This is a genomic window from Streptomyces viridosporus (genome assembly GCF_002078235.1).
Taxonomy (GTDB): domain Bacteria; phylum Actinomycetota; class Actinomycetes; order Streptomycetales; family Streptomycetaceae; genus Streptomyces; species Streptomyces viridosporus.
The window spans coordinates 1-16,335 of record NZ_MSGP01000364.1; the positions used below are offsets into that span (position 1 = coordinate 1).

General features: G+C 73.5%; 13 protein-coding genes and 3 pseudogenes. 9 read left to right on the forward strand and 7 right to left on the reverse strand.

All coding sequences use genetic code 11. The features are described from left to right. Together B7L92_RS25220 and B7L92_RS25225 are read left to right on the forward strand one after the other, a co-directional pair. A pseudogene (locus tag B7L92_RS25220) lies at positions 1–810 on the forward strand (DNA primase); the annotation flags it as partial. A 119-nt stretch (positions 811–929) separates the two neighbouring features. Further along, the gene (locus tag B7L92_RS25225) at positions 930–1,652 is read left to right on the forward strand and encodes a class F sortase (RefSeq protein WP_497591378.1); all 723 of its coding nucleotides are present in this window, start codon (positions 930–932) and stop codon (positions 1,650–1,652) included. A gap of 55 nt (positions 1,653–1,707) precedes the next feature. Here B7L92_RS25225 and B7L92_RS25230 read toward each other — a convergent pair whose 3' ends face one another. Next, positions 1,708–3,348, reverse strand: a complete 1,641-nt coding sequence (locus B7L92_RS25230; protein ID WP_081239707.1) for a cellulase family glycosylhydrolase — start codon at positions 3,346–3,348, stop codon at positions 1,708–1,710. Between the two features lie 58 nt (positions 3,349–3,406). Further along, positions 3,407–4,507 carry a GDSL-type esterase/lipase family protein gene (locus B7L92_RS25235; RefSeq protein ID WP_081239708.1) on the reverse strand — a complete coding sequence of 367 codons (1,101 nt, stop codon included), beginning with the start codon at positions 4,505–4,507 and terminating at the stop codon, positions 3,407–3,409. A gap of 301 nt (positions 4,508–4,808) precedes the next feature. Between B7L92_RS25235 and B7L92_RS25240 the strand changes: the two genes are divergently transcribed. Genes B7L92_RS25240 through B7L92_RS25250 form a run of 3 tightly spaced genes read left to right on the forward strand, consistent with a single transcriptional unit; the run spans position 4,809 to position 7,596 of the window. Beyond that, entirely contained in the window at positions 4,809–5,924 is a 1,116-nt protein-coding gene (locus tag B7L92_RS25240; protein WP_081239709.1) for a Gfo/Idh/MocA family protein, read from the forward strand. After that, a complete protein-coding gene (locus B7L92_RS25245; RefSeq protein WP_081239710.1) occupies positions 5,921–6,847 on the forward strand; it encodes a DUF6807 domain-containing protein in 927 nt (308 codons plus the stop codon). The genes B7L92_RS25240 and B7L92_RS25245 overlap by 4 nt, the downstream gene beginning before the upstream one ends. Beyond that, complete coding sequence (locus B7L92_RS25250; protein ID WP_081239711.1) at positions 6,841–7,596, forward strand: cupin domain-containing protein; 756 nt, start codon at positions 6,841–6,843, stop codon at positions 7,594–7,596. Before B7L92_RS25245 ends, B7L92_RS25250 begins: the two co-directional genes overlap by 7 nt. 54 nt (positions 7,597–7,650) lie before the next feature. On the opposite strand, the gene B7L92_RS25255 is transcribed toward B7L92_RS25250, so the two are convergent. Continuing rightward, positions 7,651–8,325 (reverse strand): phosphatase PAP2 family protein, encoded by a 675-nt coding sequence (locus B7L92_RS25255; protein WP_081239712.1) that lies wholly within the window; start codon positions 8,323–8,325, stop codon positions 7,651–7,653. Between the two features lie 158 nt (positions 8,326–8,483). After that, positions 8,484–8,663 (reverse strand): annotated as a pseudogene (locus B7L92_RS25260) (hypothetical protein); the annotation flags it as partial. A gap of 245 nt (positions 8,664–8,908) precedes the next feature. Between B7L92_RS25260 and B7L92_RS25265 the strand changes: the two are divergent. Further along, positions 8,909–9,868 (forward strand): DUF8832 domain-containing protein, encoded by a 960-nt coding sequence (locus B7L92_RS25265; protein WP_081239713.1) that lies wholly within the window; start codon positions 8,909–8,911, stop codon positions 9,866–9,868. Positions 9,869–9,889: 21 nt separating this feature from the next. On the opposite strand, the gene B7L92_RS25270 is transcribed toward B7L92_RS25265, so the two are convergent. Continuing rightward, entirely contained in the window at positions 9,890–11,725 is a 1,836-nt protein-coding gene (locus B7L92_RS25270; RefSeq protein WP_081239714.1) for a glycoside hydrolase family 15 protein, read from the reverse strand. Between the two features lie 84 nt (positions 11,726–11,809). Beyond that, on the reverse strand, positions 11,810–12,589 hold the full coding sequence (locus B7L92_RS25275; protein WP_081239715.1) for a DeoR/GlpR family DNA-binding transcription regulator: 780 nt from the start codon (positions 12,587–12,589) through the stop codon (positions 11,810–11,812). 136 nt (positions 12,590–12,725) lie between these two features. Between B7L92_RS25275 and B7L92_RS25280 the strand changes: the two genes are divergently transcribed. Together B7L92_RS25280 and B7L92_RS25285 are read left to right on the forward strand one after the other, a co-directional pair. Then, positions 12,726–13,607 (forward strand): SIS domain-containing protein, encoded by an 882-nt coding sequence (locus B7L92_RS25280; RefSeq protein ID WP_081239716.1) that lies wholly within the window; start codon positions 12,726–12,728, stop codon positions 13,605–13,607. Between the two features lie 21 nt (positions 13,608–13,628). After that, the gene (locus B7L92_RS25285; protein WP_081239717.1) at positions 13,629–14,516 is read left to right on the forward strand and encodes a class II fructose-bisphosphate aldolase; all 888 of its coding nucleotides are present in this window, start codon (positions 13,629–13,631) and stop codon (positions 14,514–14,516) included. A gap of 13 nt (positions 14,517–14,529) precedes the next feature. Here the strand turns inward: B7L92_RS25285 and B7L92_RS25290 are convergent, their stop codons facing one another. Further along, positions 14,530–15,672, reverse strand: coding sequence for a methyltransferase (locus B7L92_RS25290; RefSeq protein ID WP_081239718.1), 1,143 nt, complete (start codon positions 15,670–15,672; stop codon positions 14,530–14,532). Between the two features lie 383 nt (positions 15,673–16,055). Between B7L92_RS25290 and B7L92_RS25295 the strand changes: the two are divergent. After that, a pseudogene (locus tag B7L92_RS25295) lies at positions 16,056–16,335 on the forward strand (ROK family protein); the annotation flags it as partial.

The window sequence follows — 16,335 nt, forward strand, 5'->3', positions numbered from 1 at the left end:
AAGGACAACGGGTACGACAAGGACGACAAGGACGACAAGGACGACAAGGACGACGACTACGACAAGCCGAGCGGTGGCGTGCACACCGGCGGTGGGGCTCTGACCGTCGCGAACGAGTACGGCAACGACGACGAGCACGGCAAGGACGACGAGCGCAAGAAGGACGAGTACAAGGACGACAAGTACGACAAGGAGGGCAAGCACGACAAGGGCGACGACTACAAGGACGACAAGCACGACAAGTACAACGGGCACGACAAGGGCGACAAGCACGACGGGTACAACGGGCACGACAAGGGCGACAAGCACGACGAGTACAAGGACAAGGGGCACGACAAGGGCGACAAGCACGACAAGGACGACGAGTACAAGGACAACGGGTACGACAAGGACGACGAGTACAAGGACAACGGGTACGACAAGGACGACAAGGACGACAAGGACAACGGGTACGGCAAGGACGACAAGGACGACGACTACAAGGACGACGACTACGACAAGCCGAGCGGTGGCGTGCACACCGGCGGTGGGGCCCTGGCTGCCCTGAACGACGAGGACTGGGGCAGCTCCAAGGACTCGAAGTACGACCACGAGAGCTACAAGGACAAGGGTGACTCGCACGGCGAGGACTCCTGGGACAGCAAGTACAAGAAGGAGGACGACTACGACAAGCCGCGCGGTGGCGTGCACGCCGGCGGCGGTGCACTCTCCGAGCCGGGTGTCACCGCGGGCGGTCTGGCCGCGCTGGCGGTTCTCGGCACCGGCGCGTACGCGCTGCGGCGTAAGAAGGCCTCCGGAAACGTGGCCTGAGCCATGTGTGGCGTGATAGCGGACGGGGCCGCCCTACGCGCGTGGCGCGTCATGGCGGCCCCGCTCGCTGCCTGAGCCCGTAGTGTCCGCTGCCGCGTCCGAGTGAGGTGGTCCCCCCGATGGCAGCCAGTCCCCCATCCCCCTGCGAAACCGAGCCGGTCGGAACCGAGCCGACGCCGACGAGGCGAAGACTGCGCGCCGCCATGACAGCGGTCTTCTGGAGCGGGGCCGGCCTGGTGCTGGCCATGACGCTGTTCGGCGGAGGGGAGGCTCCTCCCGACGACGCCCGTGTGCCGCATGCTCCGCCCGCGGTCTCCACCGCCTCCGGTCCGGCCGCGAGCAAGCCGGCCGGGGGCGAGCCGTCCGCGGGCGAGTCGTCCGGCAAGCACCTCCCGCGGTCCGAGCCGACCCGGCTGCTCATCCCCGAGATCGGCGTCGACGCGCCCTTCACCGATCTCGCCATCGGCAAGGGCGGGCAGCTCGACGCCCCACCGCCGCACAACACCAATCTGGTCGGCTGGTTCGCCAAGGGCGCCTCCCCGGGGGAGTCGGGTACGGCGATCATCGCCGGGCACGTGGACACGGCGACGTCCCCGGCCGTGTTCGCACGGCTCAGCGAGCTGGAGGAGGGCGACCGGTTCCGGGTGGTGCGGGCCGACGGGAGCAAGGCGACGTTCGAGGTGTACGACACGGAGTCGTTCGAGAAGAAGAACTTCCCCGACGAGCGCGTGTACGCCGACGTCCCCAGGGCCGAGGTCCGACTCATCACCTGCGCGGGGGACTACGACCGTGCCGCCAAGGACTACACCGAGAACCTAGTGGTCTTCGGCCGCCTGGTCTGAGGCGGACGACGGACAACTGCCCGGAAGGGGATGGCCCCTTCCGGGCAGTGCGCTGTCAGGCCACGGAACAGGAGACGCCGTTCAGGCTGAACGCCGTGGGGCTGGGGTTGGCTCCGGACCGGGAGGCCGTGAAGCCGAGGGTGACGGAACCGGACGCGGGGATCGTCGCGGTGTACGGGGCGGCGGTCACGCCCACCTCGGCGCCGTTCTGCGTCGGGGTGCCTCCCCACAGGTTGGTGATCCGCTGGCCACCGGGGAAGGTCCAGCGCAGCGTCCAGCCGTTCACCGCCGAGCCGCCGGTGTTGCGGACGGTGATCTCGCCCTGGAAGCCGCCGGGCCACTCGCCCGTCACCCGGTAACCGACCGCGCAGGCGCCCGCCGTCCCGCCGGGGGAGGTGGTGACGGTCACCGTGGCGGAGCGCTGCGAGCGGTTGCCGGCGGCGTCCCGCGCGTAGACGGCGAAGGTGTAGGACGTGGCCGGGGCGAGTCCGGTGACGGTGGCGGAGGTGCCGGCCGTCGTGGTGACGACGGTCTCCGCGCCACCGCTGATCCGCACGACGTCGTAGCCCGTGACACCGTTCGCGTCGGTGGCGGCGCCCCAGGTGAGGGTGGCCGACGAGGAGGTCACCGCCGAGGCGGCCGGGGCACCGGGAGCGGTCGGGGCCGTGGTGTCGCCCCCGGAACCGGAGGAGTAGATCTCGGCCTCCTCGGCGGTGGCGGCGATGCCGTTGGCGCCGTTGAACAGGCGCTGCCCCCAGGCGGTCAGCCGGTCCGGGTCGAAGCCCGTGACCATGTCCAGGTACTCGACGCCGCCGCCGTTGCCGCTCCAGGACCAGCCGAGGTAGCCGAGGCGGAGCTGCTGGGCGACGGCCAGGATGGTGTCCTCGTCGGGGTTGCCGTCGGAGTGGTCGTGGCCGAACTCGCCGATCACGATGGGGAGTTTCGCGGCCACGAAGCGGCCCAGGTAGTCGCTGATCCCGGCGGCGGTGTCGAAGACGCCGTACATGTGGATGGAGAAGACGGTGTTGGCGTCCGGGTCGGCGGCGAAGACCGAGGCGGCGTTGTCGCGCATGGTGAACGCCCAGTCCTGGCCCCAGTTGGGGGCGTCGACCATCAGCGTGTGGTCGAACCCGGCGGCGCGCAGCTTCTGGATCGCCGCCCTGGTGTCGGCCGTCCAGTTGGCGTACCCGCTGTTGCCGTGGGGCTCGTTGCCGATGTTGACGATGACGTGGTTCTCCTGGCCGGTCAGGGCGCTCTGCACGCTGATCCAGTAGTCGGCGGCGCGGGAGAGGGTGACCGCTCCGCTCTGCTCGCCGTAGCCGGTGGTGTCGTGCACCTCCAGGACGCAGATCAGCCGGTTCTGCTTGCACCGCGCGACGACGTTCGCCACGTCGGAGGCGTCGTTGCGGGTCCAGCGGTCGCCGCTGGAGAGGACGACGCGCACGGTGTTGGCGCCCTTGGCCTTGATGTGCGCCAGCGCGTCGATCCGGTCGGGGTACCAGGTGTGCGCGTGGTTGACACCGCGCATCACGAAGTCGTTCCCGGACGCCTCCAGCAGCCGGCCGTTCTCGACGCGGAAGCCGGTGGGCGCCGCGTGGGCCGGGGTGCCGAGGGCGAGGAGCGGGAGGAGGAGACCCAGGAGGGCGGCGAGGAGGCCGGCCGCTCGTGGGGCGGTGCGGAGGACAGCGGGTCTCATGGCGGCTCCAAGGGAGTGATGGGTGGGGTGGTGTCGCTCCGTGCCGTGTGTCGGGGTGTCAGGGCGTGGCCGTGCAGCCGACGTTCGCCCCGGGGGTGGCGGACTCCGCGGGGGCCGTGGCGACGAGGCCGAAGGCGGTGCTCGCGCCGGGGGCGAGGGCGCCGTTCCAGCTCGCGTTGGTGACCTTCGTCGTACCGTCGGCGGCCGTGGTGAGGGTGCCGTTCCAGACCTGGGTGAGGCGGGCGCCGTCCGTCGGTGCGACCGTCACCGTCCAGCCCGACACGGGGGCCGCGGAGGCGTTGCGCACCGTCACCTCGGCCTGGTAGCCGCCCTGCCACGCGGCGACGGTCCGGAAGGACGCGGTGCAGACGGGGTCGCCGTCCCCCGGGTCGCCGGGGCCGCCCGGGACGCCTTCCTCCAGGAGGGCGGACAGGGCGGGGAACCAGCGCGCGGCGATCTTCTCGTCGCCGGCGGCGTTGGGGTGCACGCCGTCGTAGGTGTCGGTGGCCGTGTCGAACCCCCTCCACTGGTCGACCACGGTCACGGGGGAGCGGCCGGTGCTCGTCGTCTCGGCCCACGCGGGGATCCGGGCGTTGAGGTCGGTGACGCGCTGGGCGCAGGCGCCGCAGCCGGCGGGGTTCAGGGGGATGAGCTGGGCGACGAGGACGCGCATGTCCGGGTTGGCGGCCCGCATCTGCGTCACGAGCTTCGTGTAGGCGGCAAGGATGCGGTCGGGGGAGACGCTGCTCCAGACGTCGTTCGTGCCGAAGTGCATGACAACGATGTCGGGTCGGGTCGCCGCCAGCCGTCCGGGCAGCAGGTCCTGGTCCGCCACGCGGGTGACCAGTTCGCCGCCGTGACCCTCGTTGTCGCCGTCGTGCGCCAGGGCGCAGCCCTGCTCGCGCAGGGTGCCGACGAAATCGATGTCCGTGTGGCCGGCGTTCAGCAAGCGGTTCCACAGCACCGCCCGCCAGCAGCCCGGTGAACCGGTGATCGAGTCGCCCAGCGGCATGACGCGCACCGGGGTGGCGCTCGGTTCGGCGCTCGGCGCGGCCGCCGCACCCGGCGCGAAGACCGGGCCGAGGGGCAGCAGGAGCAGGGTGGCCAGCAGGCCGCGAACCGCGAGCGTGCGCAAGTGCAGAAAACGGAGGCCGCGCATGGTGTTCCCTTCCCTGAGTGAGGTGGGAGCGCTCCCATGAGGACATCAAGCCATCATTGACATTGACGCGTCAAGACTTGGGGTGAAGGTGGCTCGCTCCGCCGTCGCCTCCCGCCCGCCGCCGGAATGCGGCCCGGATGCGCCCGCGCGGAGGTCGTGCGGGCCCCGCGGGGTTGTCCCGGCCGGTGTCCCGGCCCTAGGGTCGACGGACTGGAGAAAGCGCTTTCCCGTCGCGCTTTCCACTCATGCCTTCCGATCACGCTTTCCGTACCGTGCCCGCCGACGGCCAGAGGAGCGCCGCATGTCCTTGTCCCCCGTCCGCCGCCGCGTCGCCGTCGTCGGCACCGGCGCCGTCGTCGGCGGCGGTCATCTGCCCGCGCTGCGCGCCCACGCCGACCGCACCGAGCTGGTGGCGGCCGTCGACGTGGACCGGGAACGGCTCGACGCCTTCCGTGCCGCGGCCGGGGAGGGCGTCGCCGCCTTCGCCTCGGTGAGCGCGATGCTGGACGCCGTGCGCCCGGACCTGGTGCTGATCGGGACACCGCCGTCGCTGCACCGGGAGCAGACGGTGGCCGCGCTCAAGGCGGGCGCCTGGGTGCTGTGCGAGAAGCCGCTGTGCCTGTCGCTCGCCGAGTACGACGAGATCGCGGCCGCCGAGGAGGCGTCGGGGGCGTACGCGTCCGTGGTCTTCCAGCACCGCTACGGCTCCGGCGCCGTGCACGCCCGTGAACTGATCGCGAGCGGCGAGCTGGGTGCCCCGCTGGTCGCGCACTGCCAGACCACCTGGCACCGGGACGCCGCCTACTACGCCGCGCCCTGGCGCGGACGGTGGGCCACCGAGGGCGGCGGGCCGACGATGGGGCACGGGATCCACCAGTACGACCTGCTGCTGCACCTGCTCGGCGAGTGGGCCGAGGTACGGGCGATGGCGGCACGCCTGGTCCACGACACCGAGAGCGAGGACGTCTCCACCGCCCTGGTGCGCTTCGCCAACGGCGCGTTGGCGACGGTCGTCAACAGCGTGCTCTCACCGGACGAGGTGAGCCGCATCCGCGTCGACTGCGCCGACGCGACGGTCGAACTCACCCACCTCTACGGGCACGGCAACGACGACTGGTCCTACACCCCGGCCCCGCACGTCCCCGCCGGGCGCGCCGCCGCCTGGCGCACCCCGGCGCACGACGTCCCGAGCTCGCACACGGCCCAGCTGGGCGCCCTCCTCGACGCCTACGACGCCGGCGCGAGACCCCCGGGCAGCGGCCGGCAGGCCCGCGGCACCCTCGAGTTCGCCGCCGCCCTGTACAAGGCGGCGTTCACCGGCCGGCCGGTGCGGGCCGGTGAGATCGTCCCCGGCGATCCCTTCCACGCGGCCATGCACGGCGGCCACCCCGACTGGGCACCCGGGGAGCGGGCATGAGCGTCCGCGTCGTCCACACCCACGGCGAGGCCGTCACCGTCACGGCCGCGGGCGGCACGGAGATCCTGCGCTACGTCTACCGCCCCGACCCCGAACCGTTCGAGTCCCGCAAGCCGTACGCCCATCCGGTGCGCACCCTGGCCGGCCGCACGGTGACCGGGTACCGCCCGAACGACCACCGCTGGCACAAGGGGCTGCAGATGACGGCCAGTCACCTGTCCGGGCAGAACTTCTGGGGCGGCAACTCCTACGTGCACGGCCGGGGGTACCTCCCGCTGCCCGAACGCGTCGGCTCCATGCGGCACGAGGGCTTCTCCGCGTTCGAGGCGGGGGAGGACCGCTTCGACTGCACCGAGGACCTCACCTGGGTCGCGCACGGCGGCGCCGAGTGGGCCCGGGAGGAGCGGGGCCTGAGCGTCCACTCGGTCGACGAGGAGGCCGGCGCCTGGGTGCTGGACTGGTCGATCCGGCTCACCAACCTCCGTGACACACCACTGAAGTTCGGCTCCCCGACCACCGCCGGCCGGGAGATGGCCGGCTACACCGGGCTCCAGTGGCGCGGGCCGCGCGACTTCACCGGCGGCAGGGTCCTCGCCCCGGACTCCGACGCGGACGCCGCACGGCTCATGGGCACGCAGAGCCCGTGGCTCGCCTTCACCGCCGAACACGACGAGCACGACGGCCACTCCACGCTCGTCTTCGCGCACGCGCCGGAGAACCTCGACGAACGGAGCGCCGTCCACGCGTCGCACTGGTTCGTCCGGGCGGAGCCGATCCCGTCGGTCGCGTTCTCCTGGGCGTTCTTCGAGGAGTTCGCGCTGCCGCCGGGCGACTCCTTCGCCTACCGCTACCGGATCGTGGTGGCGGACGGCGCCTGGGACCGGGACCGGGTGAGTGCCCATCTGGAGGGCGTGCCGTGGTGAACGGGCCCGCGTCCGACGCCCCGCTGCCCGGCGCGGTCGGGCTGTCGCACCTGAGCCCCTACGACTGGGAGGCCGCCGACGGGGTGTGCGGCGGCAGTCCGCACCTGCACCTGGTGTGCACGGAGGCGTACGTCGTCACCGGCGGCCACGGCGCCGTGCAGACGCTGAGCCCCGACGGCCACCGGGACGTCCCGCTGCGGCCGGGCACGGTCGCCTGGTTCACGCCCGGCACGGTGCACCGGATGGTGCAGGGCGACGGCCTGCGGATCACCGTGCTGATGCAGAACAGCGGCCTGCCCGAGGCCGGGGACGCTGTGTTCACCTTCCCGCCCGAGGTGCTGGCCGACCCCGGCCGCTACGCCGCCGCCGCGACGCTCCCGCCCGGCACCGGACCGGAGACGGAGGCGGCCGCGCGGCGCCGCCGGGACCTCGCCGTCGAGGGCTACCTCCCCCTGCGCGCGGCGCTGGTCGCCGGGGACGGCGGACCGTACCGGCAGTTCCAGCGCGCCGCCGCGCGGCTGGTGCGCGACCGGGTGCCGCGGTGGCGGGAGTTGTGGCGGGCCGGCGCGCTGGCCGCCGCCGAGCGCACGGGCGCCCAGTTGGACGCGCTGGCCGACGGCGATCTCACCCACCTCGGCGAGGCGGCGGCGCACCGGGCCGAGCCCAGCCGCCTCGGCGGTTTCGGCATGTGCGGACGGCGGGACGAGTACGCGCTGCCGGGAGTCACGGTGCCGTACGGCGGTGAGTGACCTCCGGCCGTCACACGGCCCGCCCGCACCGTCCGCGGGCTGCGGGCCCGCCGGTCACCGCAGTCGGCCCCACAAGGCCCTGCCGGATCCGCCGTAGGAGGCCGGGAGGCGGGCCGCCGCCAGGGCGAGGGCGGTGGCGGCGCTGGCGATGCCCAGGACCGCGCCGGCGGCCACGTCACCGGGGTAGTGCACTCCCGTGTGCACACGGGAGTAGCCGACCGCGCCCGCCAGCGCGCCCAGCGGGACCGACGCGGCGGGCAGCACCGTCCCGACGGCGGTGGCGAAGGCGACGGCCGAGGCGGTGTGCCCGGACGGGAAGGACGCCGACGTCGGCATCGGCACGTGCCGGTCCACGGTCACCCGGGCCGCCTCCCGGTCCGGCCGGGCCCGGCGGACCAGGCGCTTGCCCAGCAGGTTGGCCGACGCCGAGGCCACGGCGATGGCCCCGACGCCGGCGAGCGCCGCCCGGCGCGGCCGCGGTCCGCCCAGGGCGAGGGCTCCGGCGATGGCGAACGAGATCTTGGAGTGGTCGGCCGCGTGGGAGAGCCGGCGCAGCGCCCGGTCGAGGGTCGGCGTGGGCGTGGCGGCCACCGCCGCGTACAGGGCGCCGTCGATGGCCCTGAGGTCGCCGAAGACGGCCGAGGCGACCCTGCGCAGTCCGTCGGCGGGCGGTACGGGCGTCGTGAGCGGACGGGTGACGTCCTGGTCGGTGCTGGTCGGCTCGCTCATCTCGTCTCTCCCGCGGTGGCGTCGTGGAGCAGGCTCCGGGAGGGGGCCCGGGCCTGGTGATTCCCGCACCATGGGGCGGGAATCACCAGGTGCCCACGGTACGCACGCTCCACACGGGGGCGCCGCCCGCCCCGGCACCGGACCGGCTCCCCCCGGGATCAGGCGGCCTTGAAGGTGCGCAGGCGCAGGGAGTTGCCGACGACGAAGACGGAGGAGAACGCCATGGCGGCTCCGGCGATCATCGGGTTGAGCAGTCCGGCCGCGGCCGGCGGCAGGGCGGCGACGTTGTGGGCGAAGGCCCAGAACAGGTCGGACCGGATGGTGCCCAGCGTCCTGCGGTGCGGCCCGTGGCCTCGGCGTCGGTCTTGGCGCGCGCCAGGCCGGCCGGCAGGTCCATGGCCCACGCGGCCGGTAGCCGTGCGCGGCCCACCAGGACCACGTGCCCCTCGACGTCACATACCCCCACCTCGTATGTGACGCAAGCGGGCGAAAGGCTTGACTAGATACCCCTAGGGGGTATGGTGAGCTGCCTGGAAACCGGCTCGCGCGAGTCGAAGGCCCCCGTTCCCGAGGAGGGACGGCCATGAACACCGGACTGAGGATCACCGCGTTCGCGGCCGCCCTGGCCGCCACCTTCGGCACGGCCTACGGCATCGGTCGGGGTATCGACCCGGTGGTCGCGGACCGGGCGCCCGCGCACAAGGAGCCACACGTTCCGTCACCGTCGGCGGCCGAGGAGGACGGCGGCCGCGCCGAGCACGGGACCGCCCCCGTCGGCGGGCTCCGGATCTCCGAGGACGGCTACGCCCTCGAACTGAAGACCCCGTACGTCACCGCCGCGGACCGCACCGACCTGCGCTTCACCGTCCGGGACGAAGAGGGCCGGCCCGTCACCGAGTACCGCCGCGAGCACGACAAGGAACTCCACCTCATCGTGGCCTCACGCGATCTGCTCACCTACCGCCACCTGCACCCGACCCGCGCCGCCGACGGCACCTGGACCGCCCCCGTCGAGCTGCCCCGGGCCGGCGGCTACCGGGTCTTCGCCGACTTCACCCCGGCGGAGAAGGGCGCGCGGAACCTCACCCTCGGCGCGGATCTCGCCGTCTCCGGCGCCCACCGCCCGCAGGAACCGCCGCGCCCCGCCGGCACCGCGCGCGTCGACGGCTACGAGGTCGAACTGACCGGAACGCTGCGCCCGGGCCGGTCGGACGAACTGCGCCTGACCGTCTCCCGCGACGGCGAGCTGGTCACCGACCTCCAGCCCCACCTCGGCGCCTACGGCCACCTGGTCGCCCTGCGCTCCGGAGACCTCGCCCACCTGCACGTCCACCCCCACGGCGAACCCGGCGACGGCACGACCGAGCCCGGTCCGGCGGTCACGTTCACGGCCACGGCACCCAGCAGCGGCACCTACCGGCTGTTCCTGGACTTCAAGCACGAGGGAGTCGTCCGCACCGCGGCGTTCACGGTCCGGGCCGGAGAGGAGACGGGCGCACGGACACCGGACGGCGGCGCGCCGGAGCACTCCGAGGGCCACTGAAGCCCCGGCCCGGGGCGGGCCTCAGCCCAGGGCGCGGTCGAGGATGAACGCGGCGCTGATGAGGGAGAGATGCGTGAACGCCTGCGGGAAGTTGCCCTGCTGCTCCCCGCTGCGGCTGATCTCCTCGGCGTACAGGCCCAGATGGTTGGCGTACGTGAGCATCTTCTCGAAGGCGAGGGACGCCTCGTCGAGCCGCCCGGCCCGGGTCAGCGCCTCGACGTACCAGAACGAGCAGATGGAGAACGTCCCCTCGTCGCCGTGCAGCCCGTCGGGGCTCGTCTGCGGGTCGTAGCGGTAGACCAGCGAGTCGGACACCAGGTCCTCGGTGAGCGAGTCGAGGGTGGACAGCCACTTCGGGTCGGTCGGGGCGATGAACTTCGCCAGCGGCATCATCAGCACCGCCGCGTCCAGCACGTCCCCGCCCTCGTGCTGCACGAAGGCCCGGCGTGCCTCGGACCAGCCGCGGCTCATGATCCACCGGTAGACGGTGTCGCGGATCGCCTGCCAGCGCGGCAGGTCGGCGGGCAGGCCGCGCCGGTTGGCCATGCGGATGGCCCGCTCGATCGCCACCCAGCACATCAGCCGCGAGTACAGGAAGTTCTTCCGCCCGCCGCGGGTCTCCCAGATCCCCTCGTCGGGCTGGTCCCAGTGCGCGCACACCCAGTCCACCAGCGCGCACACGTGGTCCCACTGCTCGCTGGAGACGGGCTCGGCCCACTTGTCGTACAGGTAGACGGAGTCGATCAGCGCCCCGTAGATGTCGAGTTGCAGCTGGTCGGCCGCGGCGTTGCCGATGCGTACCGGCGCGGAGCCCTGGTGCCCCTCCAGGTGGCCGAGTTCGGATTCCGGGAGGTCGGTGCGGCCGTCGATGCCGTACATGATCTGCAGGGGGCCGGAGGGGGTCTTGCGGCCCGGGCTGATGTGCCGGGAGACGAACCCCATGAACGCCTCGGCCTCCTCGGTGAAGCCCAGCCGCAGCAGCGCGTACACGCAGAACGCCGCGTCGCGCACCCACACGTACCGGTAGTCCCAGTTGCGTTCCCCGCCGATCTCCTCGGGCAGGCTGGTCGTCGGCGCCGCCACGATCGCCCCGGTGGGCGCGTAGGTGAGCAGCTTCAGGGTGAGGGCGGAGCGGTGCACCATCTCCCGCCAGCGGCCCCGGTAGCGGGAGGAGGACAGCCAGTGCCGCCAGTACCGCACCGTCGCGCCGAACTGCTCCTCCGCCTCGCCGCACGGGCACCGGCTCGGGGGCACGTCACCGCCGACCCGGTCCAGCGCGAACACCGCCGTCTCGCCCTCGGCCAGCTTGAAGTCGGCCCGCACGTCCGGGCCCGCGCCCTCCAGGGGGACGGTCGCGGTGAGGGCCAGCGACATCCCCTCGCTGTCGAAGACCGCCAGGTCACCGGTGATCCGCACGGTGTGGGGCCGGGTGCCGTAGTGGAACCGCGGCGCCACCCGCGTCCGGAACGGCACGGAGCCGCGCACGCACAGCACCCGTCGGATCAGCCGGTGCCGGCCCTCCGCGCCCGTCTCCTCGACGACCGGCATGAAGTCCTGCACCTCGCCGACGCCGTCCTCGGTGAAGAACCGGGTGATCAGGACGTTGGTGTCGGGGAAGTAGAACTGTTTGGTGCGCGCCGGCACGGCCGCCGCCATCTCGAAGCACCCGCCGCGCTCGGCGTCGAGGACCGCCGCGAAGACGCTCGGCGCGTCGAAGGCCGGACAGCAGTACCAGTCGATGGTGCCGTCGGTCCCCACGAGCGCCACGGTACGCAGATCGCCGATCAGCCCGTGGTCGGCGATCGGCACGTACCGCCCTTTCCCGGACGCGCCCCGCTCCCCGGCCGTACCGTTCATCGCAGCCTCCTCGGCCCGACGCACTCGCCCCCTGCCAGCTTAGGCACCCCCCGCCCCGCCGGCCGCCGGAGACGGTGCGGCGGATCAGGCCACGACGACCCGCACCCCCGCCTCCTCGAACCGGCGCACCGTCCCGGAGTCCGCCGACGCGTCCGTCACCAGCGTGCCCACCGACTCGGTCGCGCAGATCCGGGCGAACGCCCGCCGGCCGAGCTTGCTGGAGTCGGCGGCCACGATCACCCGCTCGGCGCGCTCGCACAGCAGCCGGTTGATCGCGGCCTCCGCCTCGTCGTGGGCCGCGGCGCCGTGCGCGACGTCGAAGGCGACGACGCCGAGCACCGCCGCATCGAGGGTGATCTGGTCCAGCACCCCGTCCGCGAGCGGCCCGATGAGCTCGTACGACTGGGCCCGCGCCACCCCGCCGGTCACCACGATCTTGAACTGCGGCCGCACCGCGAGCTCGTTCGCGATGTTGAGCGCGTTCGTCACCACGGTCAGCGCGGGCGAGCCGGAGCCGAGATCGCCGCGCACGGCCAGCGCCCGCGCCACCTCCGTGGTGGTCGTACCGCCGGTCAGCCCGACCGCCTCGCCCGGCGCGACGAGGTCCGCCACCGCCTTCGCGATGCGCTGCTTCTCCGAAGCGCGGCGCGCCGTCTTGTAGCGCAGCGGCAGCTCGTACGACACCCCGTGCACGACCGCGCCGCCCCGGGTGCGCACCAGCATCTGCTGCTCGGCGAGCTGGTCGAAGTCGCGCCGGATCGTGGCCGCCGACACCGACAGCTCGACGGCCACCTCCTCGACGTCCAGCCGGCCGCGCTCGACGAGCAGCTCCAGCAGCGTCTTCCAGCGGGCGTCCCGCGACATCCGCCCTCCCGTTCCCGGCCGTTCCCCGTCCTCCGGCGACCCTAACGCACCCCTCCTCTCCTCCCTATGTGCTTGATTCTGCGCGAAAGATCGCTCTATCTTGCAACAACAATCATCGAGCCGCCGGGGGTGCGACATGACCCATGTCGAGGACGAACTCACCAGCCAGCCCGAGTGCTGGAGCCGTGCCGCGGCGCAGGCCGCGGAGCACGCCCCGGCGCTGCCGGCCCCCGGCGAGCGGGTCGCGGTCGTCGGCTGCGGCACCTCGTACTTCATGGCCCAGGCGATCGCGGCCCTGCGCGAGACGGCGGGCCAGGGAGAGACCGACGCCTTCGCCGCCTCGGAGTTCCCGCACGGACGCGCCTACGACCGGGTCGTCGCCCTGTCCCGCTCCGGTACCACCACCGAAGTCCTGGACCTGCTCGGGCGGTTGAAGGGCACCACCCGCACCACGGCGGTCACCGCCGACCCGGCCGCCCCCGTGATGTCGCTGGCCGACGAGCCGGTCGTCCTCGACCACGCGGACGAACGCTCCGTCGTCCAGACCCGGTTCGCGACCACCGCCCTCACCCTGCTCCGCGCCCACCTGGGCCTGCACACCGAAGCGGTCGTCGAGGACGCGCGGACGGCCCTCGAAGCACCCCTGCCCGAAGGACTCGTGGACTGCGCCCAGTTCACCTTCCTCGGCCGCGGCTGGACCGTCGGCCTGGCCCACGAGGCCGGGCTGAAGATGCGCGAGGCCGCACTGGCGTGGACGGAGGCCTACCCGGCGATGGAATACCGGCACGGTCCCATCAGCATCACCACACGGGGAACGGCGACCTGGATGCTCGGACCGGCCCCCGACGGCCTGGCCCGGCAGGTCCGGGACACCGGCGGACTGTGGATCGAGGGCACCCTGGACCCGCTCGCCGAACTCGTCCGGGTCCAGCGCCTCGCGGTCGCCGTCGCCGCGGCCCGCGGCCTCGACCCCGACCGCCCCCGCCACCTCACCCGCTCGGTCGTCCTCGAGCCCTGACCCCGTCGGAAAGGACAGGCCGTGCCCCTCACGTCCACCGGTGAGCTCGTCACCCGTGCCACCGCGCACCGCTCGGCGGTCGCCTCGTTCAACGTCATCACCCTCGAACACGTCGAGGCCGTCATCGCCGGCGCGGAAGCGGTGCACGCCCCCGTCGTGCTGCAGGTCAGCGAGAACGCCGTCAGGTTCCGCTACGGCCGCCTGCTGCCGCTCGCCCGCGCCGCCGTCGCCGCCGCCGAACGCGCCGCCGTCCCCGTCGCCCTGCACCTCGACCACGTACGGAGCGACGCCCTGCTGCGCCAGGCGCCGGACGCCGGCTTCGGCTCCGTGATGTACGACGCGGCCCGGCTGCCCTACGCCGAGAACCTCGCCGCGACCCGGGCCGCCGCCGACTGGGCCCACGCCCACGGCCTCTGGATCGAGGCGGAGCTGGGGCAGATCGGCGGCAAGGACGGAGAACCCCCGCTGGACGCCCACGCCCCCGGCGCCCGCACCGACCCCGACCAGGCCCGTGCCTTCGTCGCCGACTCCGGCGTGGACGCGCTGGCCGTCGCCGTCGGCACCACCCACGCCATGACCACCCGCACGGCCGCCCTCGACCGCGCCCTCCTCGAACGCCTGAGCACGGCCCTCGACGTCCCCCTCGTCCTGCACGGCTCCTCGGGCCTGCCGGACGAGGAGCTCGCCGCGGCGGTCACGGGCGGCATCGCCAAGGTCAACGTCGGCACGGCCCTGAACATCGCCATGACCGGTGCGATCAGGGAATTCCTCGCCGCCCACCCCGAGGCGGTCGACTCCCGCGGCTACCTGACGGTGGGCCGGGAGGCGATGGTCCGGACGGTGGCGGCGATCATCGAGGCACTCGGCCCGGCCCCCGCGGCCCCCCGAGCGGTCCGCGAGCCGGCCTGATCCGAACGACCCTCTAGCGCTTCGAGCGCTTCACGGCCTTCAGCACCACGAACTTCGGGTCGGACGCGACCACTTCGCTGTTCCCGAACAGCCGGCGCAGCTTCAGGTGGTACCCCAGGTGCCGGTTGCCGATCACCCACAGCTCACCGCCCGGGCGCAGGGCGCGCCGGGCGCCGGTGAACATGCGCCAGGCCGTGGCGTCGGTGGTCGCCTGGTGGGAGTGGAAGGGCGGGTTGTTGAGCACGAGGTCGACGCTGCCGGCCGGTACGCCCGCCAGGCCGTCGCCGACCCGGAACTCGGCGTGCCCGGGGACGTCGTTGGCCCGGTAGGTGGCCCGGGCGGACGCCACCGCCTGGAAGGACTCGTCCACGAACAGCACCTCGGCCCGCGGGTCGGCCAGCGCCGCCGCCGTACCGACCACGCCGTTGCCGCAGCCCAGGTCCACCACCCGGCCGCCGTTCCGGCCGGCGGGCAGGTGCCGCAGGAAGAACCGGGTGCCGATGTCGAGGCGGTCGGCGCAGAAGACGCCCGCGTGGTTGACGACGGTCCGGTGGGAGACCGGGCCGATGCCGTCGGGCAGGGTGTAGCGGTACGGCCACGGATTGGCGGGACGCTCCAGCGCGGGATCCGGTGTGCAGAAGATCAGCCGGGCCTTCCGCTCGGCGAGCGAGGCCCGGGTCGGACCGAGGATCCGCTCGAAGAGGTTCAGCGTCGAGGTGTGGATCTCCTTCACCATGCCCGTGCCGACGACGACCGTGCCCTCGTGCACCGCGGGGGCCAGCCGCAGCAACTGGTCCTCCAGCAGCGCCAGGCTCTTCGGCACGCGCACCAGCAGCACGTCCACCCGGGCCGGCGGGGGGTCCTGCGTGGTGAGCAGCCGGACCGTGCCCGGCTCGACGCCGTTGCGGGCCAGGTTCGCGCGGGTCGCCTCCTGTCCGAGCCACGAGTCCGTGATCTGCGTCGGCCGGTGCGCCGCGAGCGCCGTGACCAGCGCGCCCCAGCGGTCCCCGACGACCACGACCGTGCCGGACAGCGGGACCTGCCGCTCGGCGAGATGCCCCAGGAGGTACGTGTCGGCGGCGTCCCAGGCGCGCAGCCTCTCGCGCGGGTCCTCGGGGAAGCGGGCCAGCACCGGCTCGCCCCACGGAGTCGTCATACGGTCGTTCATCGTGCGACCAGGCTAGCCGAGCCGCAGCTCAGGACGTGTCGGGCAGGAGCAGGAGCAGGAGCAGGAGCAGGAGGGGACGTGGACGCCGGGCCGTCCCCCCGTACCCGTGCGCAGGTGGCGTCCGGCGCGGTGCACGGGCCGGACCGGCCGGACGCCCGGGAACCGCGCGAACCGCTCGGCGCCTGCCGACGGGGCCCCGGTGGAACCCTTCCCCGGCCCGCTCGGCGGGCCGGGCCGCCCACCACGAGGTCCCGAAGGCGCATCCGGGCGCGGCACCGGGGGAGTTGGGGCGGGCCGGGCGGCCGGACATCACGCCGAGGGCGAACGAGCCGCAGTCGGCGCCGGGTGCGGATCATGGGAGACTCGCCCTCATGAGCGGGAAGGCGGACCCCCGGCCGGCGGGGAAAGGGACCACCTCGAGGACGCGGCTGGACCGGGGGCGCGGCGCGCTCGGCCCCGCGCTGGAGCTCGTGCACACCGGACGCGCGCCGACCCGCGCGGTCCTCACCGCCGAGCTTGGGGTGACCCGGGCCACGGCCGGAGCGGTCGCCGCCGAGCTGGAGGCGCTCGGGCTGATCCGGGTGGACGCCCGTCCCGGCGCCGCGGCCGGTTCGCAGGGGCGCCCCTCGCACCGGCTCTCGATCGCCGAGG